This is a genomic window from Streptacidiphilus sp. PAMC 29251 (genome assembly GCF_054208735.2).
Genome location: NZ_CM135725.2, coordinates 6,529,513 through 6,554,980, shown reverse-complemented (window position 1 = coordinate 6,554,980; position 25,468 = coordinate 6,529,513). Strand labels below are relative to the sequence as shown.

At 70.6% G+C, this 25,468-nt stretch carries 22 protein-coding genes and 2 pseudogenes; 15 read left to right on the top strand and 9 right to left on the bottom strand.

What is annotated here, in order from left to right; all coding sequences use genetic code 11:
• The first annotated feature begins 131 nt into the window (after nucleotides 1-131).
• Both ACXKR8_RS31365 and ACXKR8_RS31360 read left to right on the top strand, forming a co-directional pair.
• Complete coding sequence (locus ACXKR8_RS31365; RefSeq protein ID WP_462099926.1) at nucleotides 132-803, top strand: carbohydrate binding domain-containing protein; 672 nt, start codon at nucleotides 132-134, stop codon at nucleotides 801-803.
• Entirely contained in the window at nucleotides 800-1,699 is a 900-nt protein-coding gene (locus tag ACXKR8_RS31360; RefSeq protein WP_462100707.1) for a chitinase, read from the top strand. The genes ACXKR8_RS31365 and ACXKR8_RS31360 overlap by 4 nt, the downstream gene beginning before the upstream one ends.
• Nucleotides 1,700-1,717: 18 nt before the next feature.
• Here ACXKR8_RS31360 and ACXKR8_RS31355 read toward each other — a convergent pair whose 3' ends face one another.
• Both ACXKR8_RS31355 and ACXKR8_RS31350 read right to left on the bottom strand, forming a co-directional pair.
• Nucleotides 1,718-2,341, bottom strand: a complete 624-nt coding sequence (locus ACXKR8_RS31355) for a prepilin peptidase (RefSeq protein ID WP_458267933.1) — start codon at nucleotides 2,339-2,341, stop codon at nucleotides 1,718-1,720.
• A gap of 41 nt (nucleotides 2,342-2,382) precedes the next feature.
• Nucleotides 2,383-2,778 (bottom strand): RidA family protein, encoded by a 396-nt coding sequence (locus ACXKR8_RS31350; protein WP_458267932.1) that lies wholly within the window; start codon nucleotides 2,776-2,778, stop codon nucleotides 2,383-2,385.
• Nucleotides 2,779-2,873: 95 nt separating this feature from the next.
• Between ACXKR8_RS31350 and ACXKR8_RS31345 the strand changes: the two genes are divergently transcribed.
• Nucleotides 2,874-4,139, top strand: coding sequence for an alanine racemase (locus ACXKR8_RS31345; RefSeq protein WP_458267931.1), 1,266 nt, complete (start codon nucleotides 2,874-2,876; stop codon nucleotides 4,137-4,139).
• Nucleotides 4,139-5,802, top strand: a pseudogene (locus tag ACXKR8_RS31340) (N-acyl-D-amino-acid deacylase family protein). The gene ACXKR8_RS31345 and the pseudogene ACXKR8_RS31340 overlap by 1 nt, the downstream one beginning before the upstream one ends.
• 29 nt (nucleotides 5,803-5,831) lie before the next feature.
• Here ACXKR8_RS31340 and ACXKR8_RS31335 read toward each other — a convergent pair.
• Complete coding sequence (locus ACXKR8_RS31335; protein ID WP_458267929.1) at nucleotides 5,832-7,289, bottom strand: cellulase family glycosylhydrolase; 1,458 nt, start codon at nucleotides 7,287-7,289, stop codon at nucleotides 5,832-5,834.
• Between the two features lie 166 nt (nucleotides 7,290-7,455).
• Here ACXKR8_RS31335 and ACXKR8_RS31330 point away from each other — a divergent pair, with 166 nt between their 5' ends.
• The 3 genes and pseudogenes from ACXKR8_RS31330 to ACXKR8_RS31320 all read left to right on the top strand — a co-directional run bounded on the left by ACXKR8_RS31330 (nucleotide 7,456) and on the right by ACXKR8_RS31320 (nucleotide 9,988).
• Nucleotides 7,456-8,205, top strand: a complete 750-nt coding sequence (locus ACXKR8_RS31330) for a hypothetical protein (protein ID WP_462099925.1) — start codon at nucleotides 7,456-7,458, stop codon at nucleotides 8,203-8,205.
• Nucleotides 8,206-8,216: 11 nt separating this feature from the next.
• Nucleotides 8,217-9,430: pseudogene (locus ACXKR8_RS31325) on the top strand (pyridoxal phosphate-dependent aminotransferase).
• A 96-nt stretch (nucleotides 9,431-9,526) separates the two neighbouring features.
• The gene (locus tag ACXKR8_RS31320) at nucleotides 9,527-9,988 is read left to right on the top strand and encodes an SCO4983 family protein (protein WP_458267926.1); all 462 of its coding nucleotides are present in this window, start codon (nucleotides 9,527-9,529) and stop codon (nucleotides 9,986-9,988) included.
• A gap of 38 nt (nucleotides 9,989-10,026) precedes the next feature.
• On the opposite strand, the gene ACXKR8_RS31315 is transcribed toward ACXKR8_RS31320, so the two are convergent.
• Nucleotides 10,027-11,850 carry a phosphoenolpyruvate carboxykinase (GTP) gene (locus tag ACXKR8_RS31315; protein ID WP_458267925.1) on the bottom strand — a complete coding sequence of 608 codons (1,824 nt, stop codon included), beginning with the start codon at nucleotides 11,848-11,850 and terminating at the stop codon, nucleotides 10,027-10,029.
• A gap of 253 nt (nucleotides 11,851-12,103) precedes the next feature.
• On the opposite strand from ACXKR8_RS31315, the gene trhA reads away from it, so the two are divergent.
• The 3 genes from trhA (at nucleotide 12,104) to ACXKR8_RS31300 (ending at nucleotide 15,095) form a co-directional block, all read left to right on the top strand.
• Nucleotides 12,104-12,772, top strand: a complete 669-nt coding sequence (gene trhA / locus ACXKR8_RS31310; RefSeq protein WP_458267924.1) for a PAQR family membrane homeostasis protein TrhA — start codon at nucleotides 12,104-12,106, stop codon at nucleotides 12,770-12,772.
• A gap of 86 nt (nucleotides 12,773-12,858) precedes the next feature.
• Nucleotides 12,859-14,418 (top strand): MFS transporter, encoded by a 1,560-nt coding sequence (locus ACXKR8_RS31305; protein WP_458267923.1) that lies wholly within the window; start codon nucleotides 12,859-12,861, stop codon nucleotides 14,416-14,418.
• On the top strand, nucleotides 14,415-15,095 hold the full coding sequence (locus ACXKR8_RS31300) for a TetR family transcriptional regulator (RefSeq protein ID WP_458267922.1): 681 nt from the start codon (nucleotides 14,415-14,417) through the stop codon (nucleotides 15,093-15,095). The genes ACXKR8_RS31305 and ACXKR8_RS31300 overlap by 4 nt, the downstream gene beginning before the upstream one ends.
• A 37-nt stretch (nucleotides 15,096-15,132) precedes the next feature.
• Here the strand turns inward: ACXKR8_RS31300 and ACXKR8_RS31295 are convergent, their stop codons facing one another.
• The 3 genes from ACXKR8_RS31295 to ACXKR8_RS31285 form a co-directional block, all read right to left on the bottom strand.
• Nucleotides 15,133-15,984: a GNAT family N-acetyltransferase gene (locus tag ACXKR8_RS31295; RefSeq protein ID WP_458267921.1), complete on the bottom strand. Its 852-nt coding sequence runs from the start codon at nucleotides 15,982-15,984 to the stop codon at nucleotides 15,133-15,135.
• A 70-nt stretch (nucleotides 15,985-16,054) separates the two neighbouring features.
• On the bottom strand, nucleotides 16,055-18,136 hold the full coding sequence (locus ACXKR8_RS31290) for a thioredoxin domain-containing protein (protein ID WP_458267920.1): 2,082 nt from the start codon (nucleotides 18,134-18,136) through the stop codon (nucleotides 16,055-16,057).
• A gap of 190 nt (nucleotides 18,137-18,326) precedes the next feature.
• Entirely contained in the window at nucleotides 18,327-19,589 is a 1,263-nt protein-coding gene (locus ACXKR8_RS31285) for an FG-GAP repeat domain-containing protein (RefSeq protein ID WP_458267919.1), read from the bottom strand.
• Between the two features lie 259 nt (nucleotides 19,590-19,848).
• On the opposite strand from ACXKR8_RS31285, the gene ACXKR8_RS31280 reads away from it, so the two are divergent.
• Nucleotides 19,849-20,358, top strand: coding sequence for a hypothetical protein (locus ACXKR8_RS31280; protein WP_458267918.1), 510 nt, complete (start codon nucleotides 19,849-19,851; stop codon nucleotides 20,356-20,358).
• A 137-nt stretch (nucleotides 20,359-20,495) separates the two neighbouring features.
• Nucleotides 20,496-21,128: an SMI1/KNR4 family protein gene (locus ACXKR8_RS31275; protein WP_458267917.1), complete on the top strand. Its 633-nt coding sequence runs from the start codon at nucleotides 20,496-20,498 to the stop codon at nucleotides 21,126-21,128.
• 93 nt (nucleotides 21,129-21,221) lie between these two features.
• On the opposite strand, the gene ACXKR8_RS31270 is transcribed toward ACXKR8_RS31275, so the two are convergent.
• Complete coding sequence (locus ACXKR8_RS31270; protein ID WP_458267916.1) at nucleotides 21,222-21,959, bottom strand: dienelactone hydrolase family protein; 738 nt, start codon at nucleotides 21,957-21,959, stop codon at nucleotides 21,222-21,224.
• A 128-nt stretch (nucleotides 21,960-22,087) separates the two neighbouring features.
• On the opposite strand from ACXKR8_RS31270, the gene ACXKR8_RS31265 reads away from it, so the two are divergent.
• The 3 genes from ACXKR8_RS31265 to ACXKR8_RS31255 all read left to right on the top strand — a co-directional run bounded on the left by ACXKR8_RS31265 (nucleotide 22,088) and on the right by ACXKR8_RS31255 (nucleotide 24,582).
• The gene (locus tag ACXKR8_RS31265) at nucleotides 22,088-22,759 is read left to right on the top strand and encodes a hypothetical protein (protein WP_458267915.1); all 672 of its coding nucleotides are present in this window, start codon (nucleotides 22,088-22,090) and stop codon (nucleotides 22,757-22,759) included.
• A gap of 283 nt (nucleotides 22,760-23,042) precedes the next feature.
• On the top strand, nucleotides 23,043-23,846 hold the full coding sequence (locus ACXKR8_RS31260; protein ID WP_458267914.1) for a thioredoxin domain-containing protein: 804 nt from the start codon (nucleotides 23,043-23,045) through the stop codon (nucleotides 23,844-23,846).
• Between the two features lie 82 nt (nucleotides 23,847-23,928).
• Nucleotides 23,929-24,582, top strand: coding sequence for a vitamin K epoxide reductase family protein (locus ACXKR8_RS31255; RefSeq protein WP_458267913.1), 654 nt, complete (start codon nucleotides 23,929-23,931; stop codon nucleotides 24,580-24,582).
• Between the two features lie 12 nt (nucleotides 24,583-24,594).
• Here the strand turns inward: ACXKR8_RS31255 and ACXKR8_RS31250 are convergent, their stop codons facing one another.
• Nucleotides 24,595-25,326, bottom strand: a complete 732-nt coding sequence (locus ACXKR8_RS31250) for a site-specific integrase (RefSeq protein WP_458267912.1) — start codon at nucleotides 25,324-25,326, stop codon at nucleotides 24,595-24,597.
• Nucleotides 25,327-25,468: the final 142 nt, after the last annotated feature.

Genomic DNA, 25,468 nt, shown 5'->3' with positions numbered 1-25,468 from the left:
CCTGGTGGGAGTTGTTTTAAGAGGACCTTAAGGGCGAGTGGGCGCTCTTGACACGACTACTGGTCTAGTCCAACTTGTGGGTCAAGCGTCATCTGCTGTCTTCCCCTCCCCCACATTGAGGACAGAAATCCATGGCATCCCCTCGCCGCGCCATCGGCGCAGTCACCGCCTGCGCGACCGTCATCGGCCTCGGCCTGACCGGACTGGCCGCCTTCACCGGCTCTGCCAGCGCGGACACCACCAACCTGGTGGCGAACCCCGGCTTCGAGACCGGTTCGCTCGCCAACTGGAGCTGTAGCGCCGGGACGGCGTCCGTCGTCTCCAGCCCGGTCCACTCCGGCACCCACGCCCTCTCCGCGGCCCCCACCAGCGGCGACACGGCGCAGTGCACCCAGACCATCAGCGTGCAGCCCAACTCCTCGTACTCGCTCAGCGCCTGGGTCCAGGGCCCGTACGTCTACCTGGGCACCAGCGGGGACGGCACCACGGATGTCAGCACCTGGTCCAACAGCAGTTCCTGGAACCAGCTCAGCACCACCTTCAAGACCGGTGCCTCGACCACCAGCGTGACCATCTACCTGCACGGCTGGTACGGCCAGGGCGCCTACCAGGCCGACGACGTGACGCTGAGCGGCGCGGCCGGTGCGACCACCGCGCCGCCCACCACCGCCCCGCCGACGACCACCCCGCCCACCACCGCTCCCCCCACCACGGCGCCGCCCACCACCACCAAGCCGCCGACCACGGCGCCCCCACCACCACCCCGCCGACCACCGCGCCGCCCACCACCGCGCCGCCGCTGACCGGGAAGCACCTGGTCACCGGCTACTGGCAGGACTTCGACAACGGCGCCACCGACCAGAAGATCAGTGACGTCAACTCGGCGTACGACATCATCGCGGTCTCCTTCGCCACCGCCGACCCCAGCAGCACCGGCGGCATCACCTTCTCGCTCGACCCGACCCTGCAGAGCAAGCTGGGCGGCTACACCGACGCCCAGTTCAAGGCCGACATCGCCGCCAAGCACGCCGCGGGCAAGAAGGTGGTCATCTCGGTCGGCGGCCAGAACGGCACCATCACCGTCGCCAGCTCCGCCGCCGCGACCAACTTCGCCAACAGCGCCTACGCGCTGATGCAGACCTACGGCTTCGACGGCGTCGACATCGACCTGGAGAACGGCCTCAATCCGACCTACATGTCGCAGGCCCTGCACTCCCTGGCGAGCAAGGCCGGCTCCGGCTTCGTGCTCACCATGGCCCCGCAGACCATCGACATGCTGTCCGCCAGCTCCGACTACCTGGCCACCGCGGTGCAGGTCAAGGATGTGCTGACGATCGTCAACACCCAGTACTACAACTCGGGTTCGATGAACGGCTGCGACGGCGGCGTCTACAACCAGGGCACCGTGGACTTCATCACCTCGATGGTCTGCACCGCCATCCAGGCCGGGCTCAAGCCCGCCCAGGTCGGCATCGGCGTCCCGGCCTCGTCCAGCGCGGCGGGCAGCGGCTATGTCGCGCCGAGCGTGGTCGAGAACGCCCTCAACTGCATCGCCAAGGGCACCAACTGCGGTACCTACAAGCCGACCACCCTGTGGCCGACGATCGGCGGCGTGATGACCTGGTCGACCGCCTGGGATGCCAAGAACGGCAACCAGTTCGCCCTGAACGAGGGTGCGTTCGTCCACGCGATGCCGTAACTGCCCACTGCCGTAAGGCTAGTGGCTGAGCGCGACCGCAAGGAGCGTGCCCAGCAGCAGGAACGGACCGAAGGGAAGCTCGTCGCGACGCCCGGCTCGGCGCGCGGCGAGCTTTCCCATTCCATAGAGCCCGGCGAGCAGGAAGCCGAGGAACACCCCCTCGAAGAGGGTGCGGAAGCCGTACCAGCCGAGGGCGGCCCCGACCGTGAGGCCGAGGGCCGCGTCCCCCTGGCCGAACGGGAGTATGAACGCCATCAGCCAGAACACCGCGCCGACCCCGAGCGCGCCGTAGAGCGCGTGCAGGACGGATCCGGTGCTGTCGCCCGCGAGCCTCGCGGCGGCGAGCAGCAGCAGCGTTCCCGCAGCTGACGGATAGGTGAAGCGGCGCGGCAGCCGGTGCTCGGCGACGTCGACCAGCGCCAGCGGGACCGCGAAGGCCGCGGCCCAGAGCAGCGCCAGCACGTGCCAGTGGTAGCCGCAGGCGGCGGCGGTGGCGCCGAGCGCGGCGACGGAGAGCAGCAGCACCCGGCTGCGCGGGGGCAGCGCCTCGGTGAACCGGCCGGCCTCGATCCTGGCCCGCTGGTGCACGGCGGCGCCGGCGCCGCTCCCCGTCAGCACGACGAACAGATAGGTCCCCACCATGTCGACAGACCCCCTTCGACGGATACGGGACCAACGTACTCTCAGCCGGTGACGGCCAGGGCGTCGATCTCGACCAGCAGGCCGGCCGGGAGGCCCACGTAGACCGTGGTCCGGGCCGGGTAGCCGCCCTCGGGCAGGGCCTTGGCGAACCACTCGTCGTAGGCGGCGTTGAGCTCGGCGAAGTGCGCGGTGTCGGTGAGGTAGACCCGCACCATGATCACGTCCGCCCAGCCGGACCCGCCGGCGACCAGGACGGACTCGACATTGCGCAGGGTCTGGTCGATCTGCTCGCGCAGTCCGGGGCCGACCGGGATGCTGGTCGCCGGGTCGAAGCCGACCTGGCCGGCCACCTGGAGCAGCCCGCCCTTGGCGACCCCCTGGGAGAAACTGGCGATCGGCGTCGGGGCCTGGTCGGTGCGAACGACGGTCTTGCTCATGGTGCTGCTCCTCATGATCATGGGGCTGTACTGGCGAACCCCTGTGCGGCAGGATATGCAATGACCGTTGCATCACGCGCAATACCAGGAGCCCCATGGACCTCGCCGCCCTCCAGGACCTCGGCAGCACCATTGTCGACTGGCACTTCAAGGGACTGCCGCCAGGCTACGAGGGGGCCACCCTCGCCGAGCTCACAGCGGCGCGGGTGAACCTGTTCCAGGACGGCTTCACCACCCCGCTGCTCACCCTGGACGCGGACGCGCTGCGGCACAACCTGGCGCTGATGGCCGACTGGACCGCGGCGCACGGCCTGGCCTTCGCCCCGCACGGCAAGACCCCGCTCGCCCCCCAGCTCTACCAGCGCCAGCTGGCCCTCGGGGCCTGGGGCATCACCGCCGCCGTCCCCTCGCACGTACGGATGTACCGGGCTTTCGGGGTCCAGCGGATCTTCCTCGCCAATGAGCTGGTGGACGCCGCCGCGCTGGGCTGGCTCTCGGCCGAGCTGGACCGCGATCCCGAGTTCCGCTTCGTCTGCTACGTCGACTCGGTGCGCGGCATCGAGCTGATGGAGCGGACCCCCGGCGCCCGGCCGATCGACGTGGTGGTCGAGCTGGGCGCGGAGGGCGCGCGCACCGGCGTACGGGGGGTGCCGGCGGCGCTCGAACTGGCCGCACGCGTCGCTTCCAGCCGTCGGCTGCGCCTGGTCGGCGTGGCCGGCTACGAGGGCACCATCGACCCCGGCAGCGACAACCGGGCCCCGATCCGGGCCTGGCTGGCCGACCTGGTCGAGCTGGCCCGCCTGGCCGACGCGGCGGGCCACTTCGGGGACACCGACGAGATCATCGTCAGCGCGGGCGGCAGCGAGCACTTCGACCTGGTCGCCGAGGCGCTGACCGAGTCGGCGCTGCGGCTCTCCCGGCCGGTGCTGCGACTGCTGCGCAGCGGCGCGTACGTCACCCACGACCATGTCCACTACGCCAGGATCACCCCGCTGCACGCCCCGGCCGAGACCCTGCGTCCGGCGCTGCGGCTGTGGGCGCAGGTGGTCTCCCGCCCCGAGCCGGGCCTCGCCCTGCTGAACGCCGGAAAGCGGGATCTCTCCTACGACCTGGGCCTGCCGGTGCCCACCCTGGTCCGCGACCCGGCGACCGGCGCGGAGCGCGAGGCGACCGGACTGACCGTCAGCAAGCTCTCCGACCAGCACGCGTTCGTGGAGGTCGCACCCGGGGCCGAGGTCGCGGTGGGCGACTGGGTCGGGCTGGGCCTCTCCCACCCCTGCACCGTGCTGGAGAAGTGGCAGCTCATCCCCGAGGTCGAGGCGGACGGCACGGTCGCCGCCTACATCCGCACCTTCTTCTGATGCAGCCTTCGACACCCCCTGACCAGCCGCCGGCGGCCGGGAGCCTGGTCATCCGCGGCGCGCTGGTGGTCGACGGCTCCGGCGGCACGCCGTACCGGGCCGATGTGCTGCTCGGGACGGCCTGATCCAGGCGATCCACCGCGAGGGCGACCCAGGGCCCCGCCCGGCCGCCGCCCGCGGCATCGACGCCGACGGCCTCGCGCTGACCCCGGGCTTCATCGACATGCACGCCCACTCCGACCTCGCCCTGCTCACCGACCCCGGGCACGAGGCCAAGGCGGCCCAGGGGGTGACCCTGGAGGTGCTCGGCCAGGACGGCCTGTCCTACGCCCCGGTCGACAGCACCACCCTGGCCGGGCTGCGGCGGCAGCTGGCGGGCTGGAACGGCGAACCGCCGGGCCTGGACTGGTCCTGGCGCGGGGTCGGCGAATACCTGGACCGGCTGGACGCGGGCCCGCACGGCCGGGGCATGGCCGTCAACGCCGCCTACCTGGTGCCGCACGGCACCCTGCGCGCTCTGGTCCTGGGCTGGGCGGACCGTCCGGCCACCGCCGACGAGACCGCGCGGATGGTGCAGCAGCTGGCCCGCGCCCTCGCCGAGGGCGCGGTCGGCCTCTCCGCCGGGCTCACCTACTCCCCCGGGATGTACGCGGACACCGAGGAACTGGTCGCGCTCTGCCGCACCGTCGCGGCCTTCGACGGCTACTTCTCCCCGCACCACCGCTCCTACGGCGCCGGCGCGCTGGACGCCTACGCCGAGATGATCGACGTGGCGCGCCGCTCCGGCTGCGCCCTGCACCTGGCCCACGCCACCATGAACTTCCAGGTCAACGCGGGCCGCGCGGGCGAGCTGGTGCAACTGCTGGACCAGGCGCTGGCGAGCGGGGTGGAGCTGACCCTGGACAGCTACCCCTACCTCCCGGGCTCCACCACACTGGCCGCGCTGCTGCCCGGCTGGGCCACCGCGGGCGGCCCGGAGCAGACCCTGGCCCGACTGGCCGACCCGGCCGCGCTGGCCGCGATCCGCACCGCGCTGGAGCAGCACGGCTCGGACGGCTGCCACGGGGTGGTCGCCGACTGGGACACCGTGCAGATCAGCGGGGTGCGCAATCCGCTGCTGCGTTCCGCGGTCGGTCTGACGATCAGTCAACTGGCGCACCGGGACCGGGTGGACCCCTTCACCGCCTACGCCGGGCTGCTGCGCGACGACGAGTTGGGGACCACCATCCTGCAGCACGTCGGCCATGAGCAGAACGTCCGGACCATCATGCGGCACCCGGCCCACACCGGGGGCAGCGACGGCCTGCTGGTCGGGGACCGGCCGCACCCCCGGGCCTGGGGCACCTTCCCCCGCTACCTGGGCCACTACGTCCGCGAGGCCGGGGTGCTCGGCCTGGCCGAGTGCGTGCAGCACCTCAGCGCCCGCCCGGCCCGGCGGCTGCGGCTGCCGGACCGGGGCCTGGTCCGCACCGGCTACCGGGCCGACCTGGTGCTGCTCGACCCGGACACGGTCGCCGCCGGGGCGACCTACGAGCAGCCGCGGACGCCGCCGAGCGGCATCCCCTTCGTCCTGGTGGCCGGCACCCCGGTGATCGACGACCACCGGCGCACCGACGCCACCCCCGGACGGTCCGTCAGAAGGACCCCGGCCCGGGCCTCTTGAGGCTTTTCGGGGCCAGGCCTCTTGAGCTCTCAGGCCTGGCTGGACGGGGTGACCACCAGGGTGTGGACCAGGCCCGCCTGCTTGGGCACGGTCACCGACAGGATGTGGGTGGACGGATTCCAGTGGGTCAGCGGGCTGCCGGTGCCGTTGAGGTCGATGTCGGCGCCGTGCGGGAAGTCCGAGGGCGGCAGGTAGAGGTCGGTGCTGCCGGTGACCCCCACCTTGTCGGTCCAGCTCACCGTCAGCTGCAGGGTGGACTTGTCGTAGGAGAAGGACACCGGCTCACCCGCGATGGCCCGCGGGTACGCGGTGTCGAGCACCGCGGCGATCGGGGAGGGCGTGCCCGGCTTGGTCCAGGGCGACCAGGTGCTCCCGGGGTCGCTGGACCAGTACGCCTCGCCGATCATCATCTGGTCCAGCACGGTCTGGACCTTGTCGACGTAGAGGTGCGCCTCCGGCTTTCCGGCGTCCAGACCCCACTCGCCCAGCAGCACCGGGGCGTCCAGCCGTTGCGCGGTGCGCTCCACCTGGATGGTCCAGGAGGCGATCGAACGGTCCGTCAGAAAGGCGCTGGTGCTCTGGTAGCTGCCGCCGTTGTCCAGCGGTCCCGGGTAGAGGTGCGGCGCGTAGCCGATCCTGGCCTCGCCGGGGCGCGGGTCGTTGAGCTTGGGCAGCGCGCTGGGCATGGCCAGGTCGGCGGAGGCCGCCGCGGGCTCGACGAAGAGCCAGTGGACCGGGTCCACCGAGCGGATGCTGTCGATGGTGCGCTGGTAGAAGGTCGCCAGCGGCCCGGTCTCGAAGGCCGGGCCCTGCACCGAGCCGCCCCAGGGCTCGTTCATCAGGTCGTAGCCCAGGATGCCGGCGTTGCCGGCGAAGCGGGTGGCGACATGGGTCCAGGCGGCGATGTACTGCTGCTGGTAGTCGGGGTGGTCCGGGCGGGTGCCCCAGAACTCGTCGAAGGCGTGGACCACGCCGGGCTGGGCGTAGGTCAGCGCCCAGGGGCTCTGCGACTTGACCGGCAGTCCGCCGTCGTCGGTGGCCCAGGCCGGGGCGCCCTCGCCGCCGACGGCGGGGCCGTAGACGTCCTGGTGCATGTCCAGCACCACCTGGTAGCCCTTGGCGTTGTACCAGGCGACCCGGGCGGCGACCTCGGCGAGGTAGTGGTCGTCGAAGACCCCGGGCGAGGGCTCCACCTGGCGCCACTGGATCAGATAGCGCACGAAGTCGGTACCGAGGGAGGCGTATTCCTTGCCGACATCGGCCTGGGTGATCCACGGCATTCCGTCGGCCGACTTCTCCGCGCTGCTCGAGGTGTTCAGTCCGTACAGGATCAGTGCGCGACCCTGGGCGTCCGTGATGAATCGTTCATGCCACGGACCGGAGCCCGTCCCGGTCACCGAGCCCTTGGGCCCCACGGCCGCCAGCAGTCCCACCGCGCAGGCCAGAACCACCAGGTTCACCAGCCATCGCCGCAGCCGCGCCGCCATACCCATACCCTGCCCCCATCGTGCTGATCTGGGAGATCCTAGATCGCGGGAACCCTACATCCCAGACTTTCCATGTCCGGATTCTGTACCGGAATCCCCTGCCTGGGGATTCCCTGGGATTTACTGTCCAGATGGCGGGTCACGGCGCTAGAGTCCGCTCATGGCCATGATCCAGCTTCAGCCTGCCCGCATACGCGGCGCCCTGGTGCGCACCCTCAGAGGCGCCGCCACGGCGATCCTGACGGGCCGTCGGGTCGCCTTCGCAGGCGGTCTGGTGACGCTGCTGATGGTGCTGCTGTTCGGGCTCGACCCGCTGCTGTTCTGGGCCACCTCCCACCACAGCTACCTGCTGATACCCAGTTCGCTCGGGGTCCCCTTCCTGCTGCCGGGGTTCCGCTTCAGCCCCTTCGCCGACGAGAGCTGGGCCGCGCTCGGCTGCGAGGACTTCGCCGCGCTGCTGATGGTCGGCACCGTGGTCCGGATCCTGGCCCGGCACCGCCGCATCTACACCGGCTCGGGCCGGCTGCACCGCTTCTTCGTCGGCTGGGCCGCGCTGATGGCCGGCGGCCTGCTGGCGGGCGCCTTCCGCGGCATCGTGGTGGCCCGGACGGTGGACGGCGGCCCGCTGGCCTACTTCGGCTACCCGGCGCTCGGCGCCGCCTTCGGCGCCCTGTGGTGCCTGCTGCTCGGCTGGATACCCGGGCTGGCCGCGGTCTTCGCGGTGCTGCCCAGCGCCGCGGTGGACCGGGCCAGGGAGTGGTGGGCCGAGAGCGGCCGGCTGGTCCTGGTGTACCTGGTCGAACCCGCCGCCGAGCAGATCCGCAGCTGGCGCGGCGGACGGTCGGAACGGCAGGCCGGAGGACTCGACCTGCCGCAGGACGAAAATCACAGGGCATCAGGGAACGCGGCCCCGTAGGGTACCGATCCATGCAGGTAATCCAGTCCAGCAAGCTCGCCAATGTCTGCTACGACATCCGCGGACCCATCCTCGACGAGGCCATGCGGCTCGAGGAGCAGGGCCACCGGATCCTCAAGCTGAACACCGGGAACCCGGCACCCTTCGGCTTCGAGGCACCGCCGGAGATCCTGCAGGACATCCTGCGCAACCTCTCCACCGCACACGGCTACGGCGACTCCAAGGGCCTGCTGGCGGCCCGCCGCGCCGTGGTGATGCACTACGAGGACCGCGGCTTCGAGGATCTGACCGTCGACGACGTCTACATCGGCAACGGCGTGTCCGAGCTGATCCAGATGTCGATGCAGGCGCTGCTGGACGACGGCGACGAGATGCTCGTCCCCTCCCCCGACTACCCGCTGTGGACCGCCTCGGTGAGCCTGGCCGGCGGCACCGCCGTGCACTACCGCTGCGACGAGCAGGCGGACTGGTACCCGGATCTGGCCGACATCGAGGCCAAGGTCACCGACCGCACCCGCGGCATCGTGGTCATCAATCCGAACAATCCGACCGGCGCGGTGTACGACGACGAACTGCTGCGCGGCCTCACCGATATCGCCCGTCGGCACAATCTGATCATCTACTCGGACGAGATCTACGACAAGATCCTCTACGACGACACCACGCACACCCCCACCGCGCTGTTCGCCCCCGATCTGCTCTGCCTCACCTTCAACGGCCTGTCCAAGGCCTACCGGGTGGCCGGGTTCCGCTCCGGCTGGATGACCCTCTCCGGCCCCAGGGAGCACGCCCGCAGCTATATCGAGGGCCTCAGCATCCTCGCCAATATGCGGCTCTGCGCCAATATGCCGGCCCAGCACGCCATCGCCGCCGCGCTCGGCGGCCGGCAGTCCATCAAGGACCTGATCCTCCCCGGCGGCCGGCTGCTGGAGCAGCGCGACGCGGCCTGGAAGCTGCTCAACGACATCCCGGCGTCTCCTGCGTCAAGCCGAAGGGCGCGCTCTACGCCTTCCCCCGGCTCGACCCCAAGGTCCACAAGATCAAGGACGACGCCCAACTGGTGCTGGACCTGCTGAAGCAGGAGCACATCTTCGTGGTCCAGGGCACCGGCTTCAACTGGCCGGAGCCGGACCACTTCCGCCTGGTGACCCTGCCCCGCGCGGAGGACCTGACGGATGCGGTCACCAGGATCGGCAGCTTCCTGGACGGCTACACCCAGCCCTGATCCGACGTGAGAGTGCCGGGACCTACCCAGTTTGGACTCTGTCTAAGTTAGGATAGGAACCCATCACCGTTTTCCGCCTGCCTTGAGGGCGCCCCCATGTACGAGCAGCCCAAGACCGTCCCGGCCCACCGGCACGCACCGGCCCGGGCCCACAACAGCAGCCTGCACGCGCAGGACCGGTCGAAGTCCGCCGCCAAGCTTCCGGGCGGGGTTCCGAGCACGCCCGGCGCGCAGCTCACCGGCCACCACCTGGCCGCGCTGCACGCGGCCACCGCGGCCGTCCGCCGGGCCACCGAAGAGCCTGCCCGGCAGGCCGAGCTCGACGCCGCGCTGGAGCAGATCGCCGCCAGGATCAGCGCGCTGTCCCCCACCGCCGCGGTGATCCGTTCCGAGGCCGGCCAGGAGCAGTCGAAGCCACTGGCCGAGCTGCACGAACACGCCCACGCCCTGGCCGGACGGCTGCTCGTGGTCGCGGCGGCCCGGCAGGACACGGTCACCGCGATGCTGGCGTGCCGCCGCATGGATGCCCACGCGGCGGCCCGCCCGGCCCTCAGCTGAGGGCCCTCCCGGCCGGGAGCGCCCTCAGCTGAGACCCTTCAGCTGAGCCGGACCACCAGCTTCTCGTACTCGTCCCACAGCTCCTTCGGCGTGTGCTCGCCGAACAGCTCCAGGTGCTCGGGGATCAGTGCGGCCTCCTGCCGCCAGATCTCCGGGTCCACGCTGAGCAGCAGGTCCAGGTCGGCCTCGGCGATGTCGAGGCCGTCCAGGTCCAGCGCCGCGCGGGTCGGCAGCACCCCGATCGGGGTGTCGACGCCCTCGGCGCCGCCCTGCAGCCGCTCCACGATCCACTTGAGCACGCGGCTGTTCTCGCCGAAGCCCGGCCAGACGAACTTGCCGTCGGCGTTCTTGCGGAACCAGTTCACGTAGTAGATCTTCGGCAGCTTGGCGGCGTCCGCCTGCTGCCCCAGCTTCACCCAGTGGGCGAAGTAGTCGCCCATGTTGTAGCCGCAGAACGGCAGCATCGCGAAGGGATCGCGACGCAGCTCGCCGACCGTGCCCTCGGCCGCCGCGGTCTTCTCGCTGGCGACGTTGGCGCCGAGGAAGACGCCGTGCTGCCAGTCGAAGGACTCGGTGACCAGCGGCACCGCGCTGGCGCGGCGTCCGCCGAAGAGGATCGCCGAGATCGGCACCCCGGCCGGGTCCTCCCACTCCGGGGCGATGATCGGGCACTGCGAGGCGGGGACGGTGAACCGCGCGTTGGGGTGCGCGGCCGGGGTTCCGCTCGCGGGGGTCCAGTCGTTGCCGCGCCAGTCGGTGAGGTGCGCCGGGGGCTCCTCGGTGAGGCCCTCCCACCACACGTCGCCGTCGTCGGTCAGCGCGACATTGGTGAAGACCGTGTTGCCCCACATCGACTCGACCGCGTTGGCGTTGGTGTCCGCGCCGGTGCCGGGTGCGACGCCGAAGAAGCCGTACTCCGGGTTGATCGCGTGCAGCCGGCCGTCGGCGGCGAAGCGCATCCAGGCGATGTCGTCGCCGATGGTCTCGACCTTCCAGCCCGGGATCGTGGGCTGGAGCATCGCCAGGTTGGTCTTGCCGCAGGCGCTGGGGAAGGCGGCGGTGACATAGACCGGCTTGTGGTCACCCGTCGGCGGGGTGAGCTTGAGGATCAGCATGTGCTCGGCGAGCCAGCCCTCGTCCCGCGCCATGGTCGACGCGATCCGCAGGGCGTAGCACTTCTTGCCGAGCAGCGCGTTGCCGCCGTAGCCGGAGCCGTACGACCAGATCTCGCGGGTCTCCGGGAAGTGCGAGATGTACTTGGTGTCGTTGCAGGGCCAGGAGACGTCCTGCTGCCCTTCGCTGAGCGGTGCGCCCAGGCTGTGCACCGCCTTGACGAAGTCGCCGTCCTCGCCGAGGAAGTCCAGGACGGCCTGTCCCATCCGGGTCATCACCCGCATCGACACGGCGACATACGCGGAATCCGTGATCTCGACGCCGCACGCGGCGAGAGGGGATCCCACGGGGCCCATGCTGAAGGGGACGACGTACATCGTCCGCCCGCGCATCGAACCCTCGAAGAGTTCACCGAAGACGGCCCGCATCTCGGCGGGGGCCTTCCAGTGGTTGGTGGGCCCGGCGTCCTGCTCCCGCTCGGAGCAGATGAAGGTCCGGTCCTCGACCCGGGCGACGTCGCTCGGGTCGGAGGCAGCGTAGTAGGAGTTGGGTCGCTTGTCGGGGTTGAGCCGGGTGAACGTTCCCTTGTCGACCAGAAGTTCGCACAGGCGCTGGTACTCGGCTTCGGAGCCGTCGCACCACTCGATATGGTCGGGCTGGGTGAGCTCTGCGATCTCCTGGACCCAGGCGAGCAACCGTTTGTGCTGCGTGGGCGCGGAGGTGGACAGGGCAGAGTTCTCGTACGACACGATCGCTCCGTTTCCCACCGAATCGTCCTTGATCCGGTGGTGTGTTTGAGGGTCTTGGCAGCGTAACGCCGATATTCCTAAAGCGACATACCGCCCCCGAGCGGCGAAAGTGACCCAGGCCACAGGATGACGTTGTCAGTGGGTGACGAATGCCGACATCAGCGGCATGCGCGACGCGTTCACGTGATGATTCACACCTTTGAGCAGTGATCTACTCACAAGTAACCTACGGTCCCGTAGGTAGAGTGGGCCCATGACCGACGCCGTGAGCTCCCTCCTCGAGCCCGTCAAGCCCAAACTGCGCGGCTGGCTGCACGCCGGGATGTTCCCCGCGTCCCTCGCCGCCGGGATCGTCCTGATCTGCCTGGCGAACTCGAACCAGGCGCGGATCGCCTGCGCCGTCTACTCCGCCTCGGCCTGGATGCTGTTCGGCATCAGCGCGCTCTACCACCGCTTCACCTGGGGCCCGCGCGGCGAGGCGATCCTGCGGCGGCTGGACCACAGCAACATCTTCCTGATCATCGCCGGGAGCTACACCCCCTTCACCATCCTGCTGCTGACCGGCGGACGGCAGCAGCTGCTGCTCTGGCTGGTCTGGATCGGCGCCCTGGCTGGCATCGCCTTCCGGGTCTTCTGGGTCGGCGCCCCGCGCTGGCTCTACACCCCCTGCTACATCGCCCTGGGCTGGGCCGCGGTGTTCTTCCTGCCCGACTTCCTGCGGACCGGCGGCATCGCCGTGGTGGTCCTGCTGGTGGTCGGCGGCCTGCTCTACAGCGCCGGCGGGGTCATCTACGGCATCAAGCGGCCGAACCCCTCCCCCAACTGGTTCGGCTTCCACGAGGTTTTCCACCTCTGCACGCTGGCGGCCTTCATCGTCCAGTACATCGGCGTCTCGCTGATCGCCTACACGGCGGTCGCCTAGGGCCCTCTCGCTCTAGCTCCTTGACGGTCACCGTCTTTTGAGAGTTACTGTCATAAGACAGTATCAATCAGAAGACGGAGTCTGCCATGAGCGCATCCACGACTGCGCACCTCGCCGCCCCGGCCGAACCGGCCGCGCCGGTCCCCCGCCGCTGGTGGGCGCTGGGGGCGGTCTGCCTCAGCGTCCTGGTCCTCGGCTTCGACGGGACCATCCTCAACGTCGCCCTGCCCGACCTGGCCGTCCAGCTGCACGCCGACACCGGCCAGCTGCAGTGGATCGTGGACGCCTACCTGGTGGTCTTCGCCGCCGCGATGCTCCCGGCCGGGCTGCTCGGCGACCGCTTCGGGCGGCGCCGGATGCTGATCGGCGGCCTGGTGCTGTTCGGCGCGGCCTCGCTGGTCGGCACCTTCGCCGACTCCCCCGACACCCTGATCGCGGTCCGCGCGCTGATGGGCCTCGGCGGGGCGCTGATCATGCCGCTGCTGGGCATGGCGATCATCCCCAGCCTGTTCCCGCCGAACGAACGGGCCCGCGCGGTCGCCGTGATGACCTCGGGGATGGCCCTGGGCATGCCGCTCGGCCCGATCATCGGCGGCGCGCTGCTGAACCACTTCTGGTGGGGCTCGATCTTCCTGATCAACATCCCGCTGATCGCGGTCGGCATCCTCGCCCTGGTGCTGCTCGTGCCCGAATCCCGCAACCCGGCCGTGCCGCGGGTGGACCTGCCCAGCGCGGTGCTCGGGGTGACCGGCCTCGGGGCGCTCACCTTCGGCATCATCCAGGGGCCCAGCGACGGCTGGGGCAGCGCGACGGTGCTGGTCAGCCTGGTCGGCTCGGTGCTGCTGCTGACCGGCCTGGTGCTCCGCGAGCGGTCCCAGCCGCACCCGATGCTGGACCTCACCCTGCTCGCCGACCGGGCCTACCGGTGGAACACCCTGGCCGCGGTGCTGGTCACCTTCGTGCTGATGGGCGCGCTGTTCGTGCTGCCGCAGTACCTGCAGTCGGTGCTCGGCAACGACGCCCTCGGCACCGGGGTCCGGATCATGCCGCTGATGGGCGGACTGCTGGTGGCCGCCCGGCTGTCCGAGCCGCTGGTCGCCAAGGTCTCGGTCCGCTGGGTGGTCACCGCCGGGCTGCTGCTGGTCTCCGCCGCGCTGTTCCTCGGCAGCGGCACCGGGGTCGGCGACGGCTACGGCTGGACCGCGCTGTGGCTCAGCGTGCTCGGCCTGGGCATGGGCCTCACCATGGTGCCGGCCATGGGCGCGGCGATGGCCGCGCTGCCCGAGGACCGGGCCGGCGTCGGCTCCGGGCTGCTGCAGACGCTCCGTCAGTCTGCCAGCGCCATCGGCGTGGCCCTGCTCGGCAGCCTGCTGGCCGGCGTCTACACCGACCACCTCGACACCGACGGACTGCCCGCCCCGGTGGCCGCCACCGCGCGCGGCTCGGTCTCCGCCGCCCAGGCCGTCGCCGACGCCACCCACGACACCGCGCTGGCCGCGTCCGCGCACAGCGCCTTCCTGCACGGGATGAGCACGGTGCTGCTGGTCTGCGGGATCGCGGCGGTGCTGTCCGCGCTGCTGGTCGCACTCCGGATGCCCGGCCGCATCGCCAAGGCGGCGGGTGATCACGCACAATCAGAGGCATGAGCACCGGTATCACCCCCGCCCCCGTCGCCGCCGCCGCCGCTTCTGGCCCTGCGGCCGACGGGGGCCCGGCCGAGATCGAGGCCCTGCTGGCGGCGCCGCTCGGGCTGCGGGAGCGCAAGAAGCTGAAGACCCGCCGCGTCATCCGCGCGGCGGCCTTCCGGCTGTTCGCCGACCAGGGCTACGAGAGCACCACCGTCGACCAGATCGCCGCTGCGGCCGACGTCTCCCCGAGCACCTTCTTCCGGTACTTCCCCACCAAGGAAGACCTGATCATCACGGACGACTACGACCCGCTGATGGTGTCGGTGCTCCGGGGCCGCCCGCTCGGCGAACCGCTGCTGGAGTCCATCCGGCAGATGGTGATGCCGGCGCTGCGCACGGTGATGGTCGCCGAGCGCGAGGAACTACTGTTCCGGATGCGGATGCTGCACTCCAACCTGGCGATCAGGAACCGCAGTGCGGGCGAGCTGCTGCGGACCCGTGACCTCATCGTCGAGATCCTGGCCGAGCGCGCGGGCGAGCAGGCGGACCTGCTGGCGCTGCGCGCCACCGTCGCCGCGGTCCTCGCCGCGTGCAGCGAGGCGGTGGAGTACTGGGCCCAGAACGACGGCGAGGGCGAGATCGCCGACCTGGTGGAACACGCCCTGGACTCGGTGGCGACGGCGTTCCGGCAGTGACCTCGCGGTTTGAGCGGCCTGAGCGGCCTCACTGGCCTCAGGGGCGGAAGTCCAGGGTCACCCAGTCGTCGACCGCGCGGTAGCCGAGCCGCTGGTAGAGGGCGTTGCTGGTGGGGTTCGCCAGGTCGGTGAACAGCAGCACGTCCTTCGCCCCCGCGGTCATCAGGGCCGCGCTCGCCGCCGCCGTCGCCCCCGCCGCGTAGCCGCGTCCGCGCAGCTCCGGCGGGGTGTAGACGGGCGCCACCCGGCCCTGCCCCAGCACCACGGCGGAGAACCCGGCCATGGACACCGGCTCCCCGGCGACCTGCCACAGCGCCACCTCCCTCGCGCCCACCCGGCGGGCGGCCACCGCGCTGTAGTCCCGGCGCTGCTCGCGGATGTCGACCGCGAACTCGGCGTACCAGTGCGCCACCAGCAGCACGTCGCGCAGGGTCGCCAGCCTGGGCTCGGCGTCCTCGTCCATCGGCGGCAGCAGCAGTTCGCCCAGCCGGTAGAGCCGCTGCTTGCGGAACACCGACCAGCGCCCCTCCCGCACCGTCCACTCCGCGGCCAGGGTCCTGGCCTCCTCTGTGCCGCCGGCCACACCGGCGATGTCGACCCCGCTGCTGCGCCACTTCAGCGCCAGCGCCCGGGCCGCGACCCGCGGCATCGGCCCGAGGTTGGGGCGGTTCGGCGGGGTGTGCACAAACGCGCCCTCGACCGGTCCGCCGGCCTCGGCGCGCCACCAGCCGAAACGGGCCGGCAGCTCGCCGCCGAACGCGAACGGGCCCTGCTGCCGGACCCGTTCGGCCAGACCGATCAGGACCGTATTGCGCAGCGGGTCCGCCGCCAGGTAGTCCCCCGCGGCGGCGTGGAACAGCTCGGCGTCGTGCGTGATCTCCCAGGCCATGGCGTGATGTTCCTACACGCACGGCGTCCGCGCCAGACCCCGCCGGGACCGCGGACGCCGTGGCCGCCGGCTAACCGACCCTCCCCACCTTCCCGGCCAGCTCCGCCGGGTCGGTGACCGGGGCCTCGCAGGTGAAGTGGCGGCAGACATACGCCGTGGGCAGCCCCCCGCGCAGCGGGCGGTCGGCGAGCAACGGGACGCCCGGGGTGTCCGGCCGACCGACGGCGACGACCGCGCCGGGGGCGGTCGCCATCAGCGCCACCCGGTGCAGGGCGGCGGTGGCGGGGTCGGCTCCAGCTTCGACCACGAGGTCCGGGCTCGAACTCGGTCCCACCACGGCGATCTCGCGGGGGCCGTCCAGGTACGCCTCGGCGACGGCGAGACCCCACCCGATGAAGCGCGGTGCACGGGGACCCAGCGCGCTGACAATGCCCAACGCCCCCTCGGCGGCAGCTCGGTGCTTCGCCGAACCGGTCAGCGCGGCATAGCTGAGCAGCGCCCCGGCGGCGGCCGTCCAGCCGGAGGGAGAGGCGTTGTCGGTCGGATCCTGCGGCCGCCGGATCAGTTTCTCAGCGTCAGTTGCCGTGTCATACAGGGCTCCTGACGCAGCATCGGCGAACTGATCGAGCACGGTGTCCAGCAGCAGACCGCCGAGGGTCAGCCAACTCACCTCCCCGGTCACCGAGTAGAGCGCGAGGAAGCCCTCCGCCGTGTCGGCGTAGTCCTCCAGCACCCCCGCGTTGAGGCCAGGCCGACCGTCCCGCGAGGTGCGCAACAGCCTTCCCTCCGGGGTGAGATGGACCGAGACCAGCAGATCGGCGGCCGCCAGCGCCGCCTCCACGTACGCCGGGCGGTCGAGCAGCGCGCCGGCCTCGGCGAGCGCGGCGACGGCGAGTCCGTTCCATGCGGCGACGACCTTGTCGTCCCGCGCCGGACGCGGCCTGGCCGCACGCGCCGTGAACAGCCTGGCCCGGACCCCGGCGAACCACTCCGCGTCCTCGGCGTTCTCGGCGTCCTCCGCGTCTTCGGGCAGTTGCAGGACGGAGGTCCCGCCCTCGAACGTCCCCTGTGCCGTCACCGCGAACAGCGACGCGGCCCGGGCGCCGTCCTCCGGGCCCAGCACCTCGGCGAGTTGGGCCGGCGTCCAGGCGTAGAAGACGCCCTCGTGGTTGTGGCCGTCCGGGCCCGGGCTGTCGGCGTCCAGCGCGGAGGCGAAACCGCCCTCGGGGGTGCGCAGTTCGGCGAGCAGGAAGTCCGCCGTCTCCAGCGCCACCCGCCGGGCCAGGGCGGAGCCGGTGGCCCGCCAGAGGTGCAGATACACCCTGAGCAGCAGCGCGTTGTCCGACAGCATCTTCTCAAAGTGCGGAACAACCCATTCCGCATCCACCGCGTAACGGGCGAAGCCACCGCCGAGCTGGTCGTAGATCCCGCCGCGCGCCATCGCCGCGCAGGTCTCCTCGGCCATCCGCAGCGCGGCCTCGGAGCCGCTGGCGGCATGGTGCCGCAGCAGGAACTCCAGCACCATCGACGGCGGGAACTTCGGCGCCCCGCCGAACCCGCCCCGTTCCTCGTCGAACGTCCGACCGAGCTCCACCACGGCCTGGTGCAGCAGCGCCTCGTCCGGCGGCTGCTGCCCCGACGCCCCGTAGACGTCCCCGCGCGCGGCGAGGTCGGCGGTGATCTGCGCCGACACCTGGCCCACCTCGTCCCGCCGGTCCCGCCAGGCGGCATGCACCCCCTCCAGCACCTGCCGGAACGAGGACAGCCCGTGCCGGGGCTCGGGCGGGTAGTAGGTCCCGAAGTAGAACGGCTCCGCCGCCGGTGTCAGGAACACCGTCATCGGCCACCCGCCGTGCCCGGTCGCCGCCTGCACCGCCTCCATATAGACGGCATCGACGTCCGGCCGCTCCTCCCGGTCCACCTTGACCGGCAGGAACCGCTCATTCAGATACGCGGCGAGCTCGGCGTCCTCAAAGCTCTCGTGCGCCATCACATGGCACCAGTGGCACGCCGCGTACCCGACGCTCAGCAGCACCGGCACATCCCGCCGCCTCGCCTCCGCGAAGGCCTCCGGCCCCCAGGGCCACCAGTCGACCGGATTCTCAGCGTGCTGCAGCAGATAAGGCGAGGTCACACCAGCCAACCGGTTCATGCGTCCCACTCTCTCACGCCGCCCCGCCCCCGGCGGCGAAGCACGCGATACCTGCCCCTGCACCCACTGCATACCTCCAACGGCTCCTCCAGAGGCAGGGCCCCGCTGGGACCGAGACCGCAGAGCGGCGGGCTGGAATGCGCGGTGGGACGCGCTTCTTTGGAGCGCGTCCCACCGTCAGGCGGGACGATCAGGCAATCGCGGTGATCTGCTTCCAGTCGATGCCTGAGGTGGCGATGGGTTGTGCGGGGCCGAAGCCGCCGGTTGCGGTGCCGGGGAACAGTACGAGGGTGCCGCGGGTGACGGCGTACAGGTCGGGCAGTCCGTCGCCGTTGACGTCTCCGAGCGAGGTCAGCAGCGGGTAGTCGGAAGCCTTGAAGTGCTTGCCGATTTCCTTCCAGGTGCTGGAGCTGCCGAAGGTGCCGTCTGCGTTGCTGGGCGCCAGGAACAGCTTGCCGTTGTTGTTCTGGCGCACCAGGAAGTCGCCGTGACCATCGCCGTTCATGTCGCCGGGGGCGACCAGAGTGGCACCGGTGCCGAAATGGGGGTCGATGACGGTGGAGGTGCCCAGGATGCCGTTTCGTGAACCGGGCCAGTCGAGCAGTTGCCCGTTTTCCACGCTGAGCAGGGTTCCGCCGCCGGATCCGGCACTGACGGCGTCCGGGCCGAGGAGCGCGATCTGGGTGGTACCGGCCCACGTGTTGCCGTCACTTCGGTACCAGCCGGTGGAGCTACGGTTGAAGTCGCCAAGGCCGTTGTTGACCATGGTGCCGGCGTACCCTGCGGAGTTGATGCGCAGGATGTCCTGGAAGCCGTCGCCGGCTGCCAGGTCACCGTTCTGAGCGATGAGGGTGGAGGCCCCGTCGGTTCCGGAGTCGGCGTAGGTGGCGGCGGCTTGCAGGGCACCGCCGCCACGACCGTAGAGGACGTAGAGCTTGCCGTCCTTACCGGTGGCGACCAGGTCAGGGAGCTTGTCACCGTTGAGGTCGCTGCGGGCGTCGGGTCCGTTCCACGTCGTAAAGAACGTGTAGCGGGTGGACTGGGACGTTTGGCCGTCTGCGTTCTCGGTGCGAACATCGATCCAGTTGTCCCACTCGGTGGGGTCCAAGGTGACGGTCGCGGTGCCGTCCGCGGCGATCGGAACCCACCCGGAGCCGGAGCCCGCCATGGTCGGCGAGGCGGTGGAGCCATCGACGTTCGGCAGCTCGCTGTTGAGGTCGTACTGGAAGCGGACGGGATCCCCGGTGGTGCCCGCGCCCACGGTGAACGTCACCGTTCCGGGGGTGCGCATGAGCGGGACGGTGCCGCCCGATCCCACGCTGGGGAAGTAGGTGGAACTGACGCTCGGCGCTGGCAGTACATCGCTGGCGTGTGCGCCCGAGGCCAGCGCGAAGCCGGCCGCGACCGTGACCGCGGTGACAAGCGTGAGGCGGCGTGACGTGGTGGTGCGCAAGATGGTCCCCCTGGTGTCGGTGTTCGCACCCGCGAGGCTACGGGTCAGCACTGACAGAGGGCCACCGTTTTGATCACCGAGGCTGCCTCAGATCAGCCAATCGGTTCACAGCAATCACCTTCTCACGCCGCTCCCAGCGGCGGCCGTTCTCCTCCGCTGCGTTCGCTCCCGGGGAGGCTTCGGGTGTGTTGGGATACGGGGGTGCCCGTGGGCAACACGCTGACGGCACCGGCGTCATTGCTGGGAGGGGACGGAATCCATGGTGGTGAGTCAGGAACGCCCTGCTGCGCGTAGGCGATCGGCCGGGAGAGTCGTTCTGGTGGTATTCGGCGTCGTCGGCGGTGTTCTCTGGCTCCTGGTGATCACGCTTCTGGTGAGCCTGAAGGTGCAGTCCGGGCACGAGGCCCACAACCGGTCGGTGGCGGCTGCGGCCGCGCACGGCCGCGCCGAGGGCTACGCGGCCGTCCTGGCCTCACGTTTCCGGGCCGGTTCCCTGGTCAAGGGCCATCTGCCGCCGTGGGGAAGCGAGTCCGACGCCATGGTGGAGGTCACCGTCCTCCAGGTGGACGCCGATGGCGCTCAGGTCGTCTTCATGGGGAGTGCCCAGTACAACCGACCGGATTTCCTCTTCGGGGACAGCACCGAGGCCCTGCCCATCTGCTACCAGGTGCAACTGACCCGCACCAACGGCCAGGTCGTCAGCAGGCTTGATACGCCTGCCGACGTCGAGACCTGTCTGCAGCCGGCGGGCCCGGCTCTCGGCGGCTGACCCGGGTCGGCGCCGGGCTGCTGTGGCTCCTGCACTGATGTGCCTCCGTACTGAGGTATGGCTTTGTAGGTGGGTAGCGGCAGCGTTTGTTGATGAGTGGTGAGAGCATCCGGGTCTACGGAAGGCAGGATGCCGCCATGGCACAAGAGATCCAGCCGCTGTCGGAGTCGTGGCGTCACATAGAAGCCTGGCTGGCGACGCACTCGCCTTCCGGCCTCGCGCTGCTCAACCCGCCGGCAACACCGGACGAGGTCCGGGAAGTGGAGCAGATCCTGGGCACTCCGTTGCCCAGCGATCTCGCCGCTTCCGTGCGCTGCCACAACGGACTGAGCGCCTGGGCCACTCTCCTGCCCGAGCAGTCACCGCTCGCCGTGGGCGACATCGCCGACCGCTGGAAGACCTGCATGGACGTCGCGGCGGAGAACGACGGTCTGACTGCTCGTCCCTGGGACGACGAGCCTTGGTGGCATCCACTCTGGGTGCCCTGGGCCGAGAGCGCCGACGGCACCGCACAGGTGATCGACCAACGTCCCGGCCCGCACGCGGGGCGTCTCGGCTGGGCAGGCCACAGCAGCGGCGGTGACTTCACCGACTCCTGGCCCGATCTGGCGAGCCTTCTCCACGCAGTCGCGCACGCACTCCACCAAGGCGGAGGCGTCCGCGGACTGCACCCCTACCTCACCACGCAAGGCGAGCTGTGGTGGGACGAAGAGAACTGCCACAAGCTCAACGGCGGCCCGCTGAGGGCAGCCCCCATCGGACTGCCCTGAGGACCGTCCAGGGGTCCAGTCGAGATACGCGCCAAAGGGGCAATGAGTTGATCTTGATGCGACTTCGCAGGTGGTCAGCACAGTGAGGCAGGGTCATGCCCGCAGATCTTCCGTCAGGGGCAGGCACTCGGCGAGCAGGTCGATGACGTCGTGCCAGGCTCGCTGCGCGTGCTGTGGGTGGTAGCCGACGCCGGGGACCGTGGGGTGGTCGACCGGCGGGTGGTGGAAGGCGTGCAAGGCGCCGCCGTAGACCACGAGGCGCCAGTCGACGCCTGCGGCCTGCATCTCGGCGGTGAACGCCTTCCGTTGTGCGGGCGGCATGATCGGGTCTTCCGATCCGACCCCGGCCCACACCGGGCATCGAATGCGCGCTGCCTCGCCCGGTCGGCCTGTGGTCAGTGCGTTGACTGTCCCGATCGCGCGCAGGTTGACGCCGTCGCGCCCGAGTTCCAGCCCGACGGCGCCTCCGGTGCCGTAGCCGATGACGGCGATCCGGTCGGGGTCGGCCCGCGATTCGGTGCGCAACACGTCGAGCGCCGCATGGCCGATGCCCCGCATCCGGTCGGGATCAGAGAGCAGTGGTAGGCAACGGGCCAGCATCTCCCCGGGGTCGCCCAAATAGCGTCCGCCGTGGAGGTCGAAGGCCAGCACTACGTATCCCAGTTCGGCGAGAGCATCGGCCCGGCGGCGCTCGACGTCGCTGAGCCCCATGCCCTCCGGTCCGAGCAGCACCGCGGGTCGGCGGTCGACACCGGCCGGGAGCGCGAGGTGCCCGATCATCGTCAAACCGTCGGCCGGGTACTCGACCGTACGCGTCGTAATCGTCGTCATGAGACTGGACTGTAGTGATCGTCGAGCCCGGTCCGGCCAGCGTTCTGCCGCTGGCAGAACTCACCTGCACAGCCAGAGGTGACTCCGTACTGATGTGGCCTTTATCCGCGCCTGGCATACTCCGTTCGATGGACGGCTACGGTCTTCGGATGATGCGCGCGGCGGTGTTCGCCGCGCTGTCCGTGCTGCTGTCCTCCGGGGTCCGGCTGGTGGTGACCGGGCAGCCGCTGCCGGTCGACACGGTGTTGATCGCGTTCGCCGGAAGCCTCGGCGCGGCAATCCTGCTGACCGCCGCCGAACGCGGTTTCTGGTGCATCGCGGCGGTGCTGGTCCCGCTCCAGATGAGCTTGAACGCCCTGTTCAACGCGGGCCAGCAGAGTTGCCCTCCCGGCACGGGCACCGGCGTCGGCGTCGGTGTCAGCGGTTGGCCCGGGGTGCTGGCCTGCGGCGGAGGTTCGATCCGCCCCGGGCTGATCGGTGCGACCGCCGGGGTCCCCCGGGCGTTGGTCTCGCTGACCACCGGTCAGGTCGTGCTGCTTCTCGCCCTGCACCTGCTCCTCGCGCTGGCCACCGCCTGGTGGCTGCGCCGCGGCGAGGCGGCGATCCACCGCACGCTGCACGCGGTCGCGGCCTTCGCCCGGGGCCCGCTGCGGAGCCTGCTGCTGTTCCTGGTGGCCCCGCTCCCGCGCGCGACCCCGGTCCTGCCGCCGACACCCCGGCGCAGCCAGCCCGGCCCGCAGGACGTGCGGGTGCGCACCGCGCGCCGCCGCGGTCCGCCCGCCTGCGCCCCTGCCTGCTGAGCTGCACTCCCCTCCTCAGCCCGGACCAGAGGCACACGTCCACCGCCCTGCCACTGCCACTGCCCTGCCACGTCCTGACGCCGTAGCGCTGTCGCGCCGAAGCGCCGTCGCGACGTAACACCGTCGCGCCGAAGCGCCGTTGAGCTGGGCCGGCCCTGCGGGGTGCGCGGACGTCCCCTTCCCTCCTGCCCCGTCCCCACCTCGGGGGACGCGTGGCGGTGTGCCGGGCTGTGCGACGGGGCCCCTTCCCCACGTGCACCACACCCAGAGAGCGAGCACCACCATGAGCCAGAAGAACTCCCACCAGGCCAAGGAATCCGCCCGCGAGCACCTGGCCGCCGAGCGCCGCCGCCAGGAGCGGTCCACGTCCCGTCGCAAGGCCCTGTTCATAGCCGCGGCCGTGGTCGTGGTGGTCGGCGGCGGGGCCGGCGCCAGCATCGCCCTGGCCGGGAGCAGCTCGCCGACGTCCACGGCCGGCAAGCCACTCGTCGCCCCCGCGAACAGCTCGGGCAGCGACGGCACGGTGATCGTCTACGGCAAGGCCGACGCCCCCAACACCCTGGACGTCTACGAGGACTTCCGCTGCCCGATCTGCGACAAGCTGGAGCAGGCGGACGGCAAGACCATCCAGGCGCTGGCCGACAACGGCACCTACAAGATCCAGTACCACATGGGCACTTTCCTGGACAGCAACCTCGGCGGCTCCGGCTCCCACGCCGCGCTGGCGGCGGCGGGCGCGGCACTGAACGAGAGCCCGGCGAAGTTCAAGCAGTTCCACGACGTGCTCTACGCCAACCAGCCCGACGAGCAGACCGACGGCTTCAGCGACGTCAACCACCTGCTCGACCTGGCCGCGAAGGTGCCAGGACTGAAGACCGCGGCCTTCGTTCAGGCCGTCAAGTCCGGTCTGTACGCGCCCTGGGCCGCCAAGGTCACCGACGCCTTCAACGCCAGCGGCGTCACCGGCACCCCGACCCTCAAGCTCAACGGCACGCCGCTGACGGTCTTCGACAACGCGGGCACTCCCATCACCGCGGCCCAGTACACGGCGCTGGTGCAGCAGACCATCACCGCGACCAAGAAGTGAGCCGTCCTGTGCTGCTGCCCGTACCGACTCCTGTGCCATTGACTGCGCCATTGCCTGTGACATTCCCACCGAAGGACCGCCGATGAGCGCCGCCGTCTCCCCCGCACCAACCTCCGCGCCTCCGGTGGCGCGCCGCCTGGCGGCTCCGGTCGGCGCCGGCCGCGCGTTCGCGCTGCTGCTCGTGCTCGCCGGCGCCCTGGGCCTGGGCGCCTCGATCACGCTGACCCTGGAGAAGATCCGCCTCCTGGAGGACCCGCACTACGTCCCGAGCTGCAACCTGAACCCGATCATCAGCTGCGGATCGGTGATGCGCACCGCCCAGGCCGAGGCCTTCGGCTTCCCCAACTCCCTGATCGGGCTGGGCGGATTCGCCGTCGTGGTCACCATCGGCGTCATCGCCCTGACCGGAGTGCGGCTGCCGCGCTGGTTCTGGCTCGGGCTCCAGGCCGGCACGCTCTTCGGGATCGTGTTCGTGCACTGGCTCATCGGCCAGACGCTGTACCGGATCGGGGCGGTGTGCCCCTACTGCATCGCCGTCTGGACGGCGATGATCCCGCTGTTCTGGTACACCACCCTGCACAACCTCACCCGCGGCGTCATAACCGTGCCCGCGCGCGGCCGAACCACTGTGGCTGCCCTCGCCCGCTACCACTGGGTGGTCCCCGCCCTGTGGTACCTGGTGATCGCCCTGATGATCCTCAACCGGTTCTGGTACTACTGGCAGACATTGCTCTGACCTGCGGCAACGCTACTTCTGGCGGCTAGGAGGGCACATTGAGGGCACACTGCTGAACACGGCGTCGATCGCTGCCCTCGTCGTGTCCTCCTCGTCCGGCCACAGGTGCGTGTAGGTGTCGAGGGTGATCGACGGCTTGGAGTGGCCGAGGCGGCGCTGGACTGTCTTGACGCTCTCGCGGTGCTTGATCAGCACGGAGGCGTAGAAGTGGCGCAGGTCATGCATGGTCGCGTCCTCGGGCACCTGGACTAGCTCCGGCTTGTCTCCTCGAGAACGGCCCTGCTTTCCAAGCCGTTCCCAGCGGACGAGTTGGGCCTGGTGCTGCTCGGCGAGGGAGCGGTTCGCCTCCGCGACGAAGCCGGCCCAGATGGTTGACCAGTTGCGGCGGGGGATCGCCTCGCGTCGCTCGGTGGAGAACACGAACACCGCCTTGCGCGCCTTCCACCGGTCCGGCCGGGGGTCGGTGCGATCCTCGACCTCGACTCGGGTGGCCGGGTGCTCGTCGAGATGGGCGATGAGCGCTGCCATGGCCGCCTTGGCCAGCGGTACGGTGCGGTAGCTCTCGTGGGTCTTGGGTGCCCCGAGATAGGGCACGCCCTTGTCCGGCGTGATGAGTTGCTGCTCGACCCGGACCGTCCCGTTCTTGAAGTCGATGTGCTTGACCTCCAGGCCGAATATCTCGCCCTGTCGCAGCCCGGAGGCAGCCGCCAGCAGGAGGAGCGTTCGGTACCAGCCTGCCGCCACCACCGACACGGCGAGCGGAACGACCTCCCTCCTGCGGGAGGTAGGGAGTTTGACGCCCTTGCAGAGGTTGATTCGACAGTCGTCAGCCCATGGGCCGCTGCCTCGCGCCAGCGCTCGCCGACCTCTCGGAAGGACTCCCCCT

Excerpts from the sequence above, each read along its gene's own strand:
- ACXKR8_RS31330 (WP_462099925.1), top strand. The coding sequence starts at position 7,456 with ATGATCCAGCTTCAGCCTGCCCGCATACGCGGCGCCCTGGTGCGCACC.
- ACXKR8_RS31290 (WP_458267920.1), bottom strand. The coding sequence starts at position 18,136 with ATGAACCGGTTGGCTGGTGTGACCTCGCCTTATCTGCTGCAGCACGCT.
- trhA (WP_458267924.1), top strand. The coding sequence starts at position 12,104 with ATGACCGACGCCGTGAGCTCCCTCCTCGAGCCCGTCAAGCCCAAACTG.
- ACXKR8_RS31280 (WP_458267918.1), top strand. The coding sequence starts at position 19,849 with ATGGTGGTGAGTCAGGAACGCCCTGCTGCGCGTAGGCGATCGGCCGGG.
- ACXKR8_RS31265 (WP_458267915.1), top strand. The coding sequence starts at position 22,088 with ATGGACGGCTACGGTCTTCGGATGATGCGCGCGGCGGTGTTCGCCGCG.
- ACXKR8_RS31335 (WP_458267929.1), bottom strand. The coding sequence starts at position 7,289 with ATGGCGGCGCGGCTGCGGCGATGGCTGGTGAACCTGGTGGTTCTGGCC.
- ACXKR8_RS31275 (WP_458267917.1), top strand. The coding sequence starts at position 20,496 with ATGGCACAAGAGATCCAGCCGCTGTCGGAGTCGTGGCGTCACATAGAA.
- ACXKR8_RS31350 (WP_458267932.1), bottom strand. The coding sequence starts at position 2,778 with ATGAGCAAGACCGTCGTTCGCACCGACCAGGCCCCGACGCCGATCGCC.
- ACXKR8_RS31320 (WP_458267926.1), top strand. The coding sequence starts at position 9,527 with ATGTACGAGCAGCCCAAGACCGTCCCGGCCCACCGGCACGCACCGGCC.
- ACXKR8_RS31355 (WP_458267933.1), bottom strand. The coding sequence starts at position 2,341 with ATGGTGGGGACCTATCTGTTCGTCGTGCTGACGGGGAGCGGCGCCGGC.
- ACXKR8_RS31295 (WP_458267921.1), bottom strand. The coding sequence starts at position 15,984 with ATGGCCTGGGAGATCACGCACGACGCCGAGCTGTTCCACGCCGCCGCG.
- ACXKR8_RS31365 (WP_462099926.1), top strand. The coding sequence starts at position 132 with ATGGCATCCCCTCGCCGCGCCATCGGCGCAGTCACCGCCTGCGCGACC.
- ACXKR8_RS31345 (WP_458267931.1), top strand. The coding sequence starts at position 2,874 with ATGGACCTCGCCGCCCTCCAGGACCTCGGCAGCACCATTGTCGACTGG.
- ACXKR8_RS31260 (WP_458267914.1), top strand. The coding sequence starts at position 23,043 with ATGAGCCAGAAGAACTCCCACCAGGCCAAGGAATCCGCCCGCGAGCAC.
- ACXKR8_RS31300 (WP_458267922.1), top strand. The coding sequence starts at position 14,415 with ATGAGCACCGGTATCACCCCCGCCCCCGTCGCCGCCGCCGCCGCTTCT.
- ACXKR8_RS31305 (WP_458267923.1), top strand. The coding sequence starts at position 12,859 with ATGAGCGCATCCACGACTGCGCACCTCGCCGCCCCGGCCGAACCGGCC.
- ACXKR8_RS31255 (WP_458267913.1), top strand. The coding sequence starts at position 23,929 with ATGAGCGCCGCCGTCTCCCCCGCACCAACCTCCGCGCCTCCGGTGGCG.
- ACXKR8_RS31270 (WP_458267916.1), bottom strand. The coding sequence starts at position 21,959 with ATGACGACGATTACGACGCGTACGGTCGAGTACCCGGCCGACGGTTTG.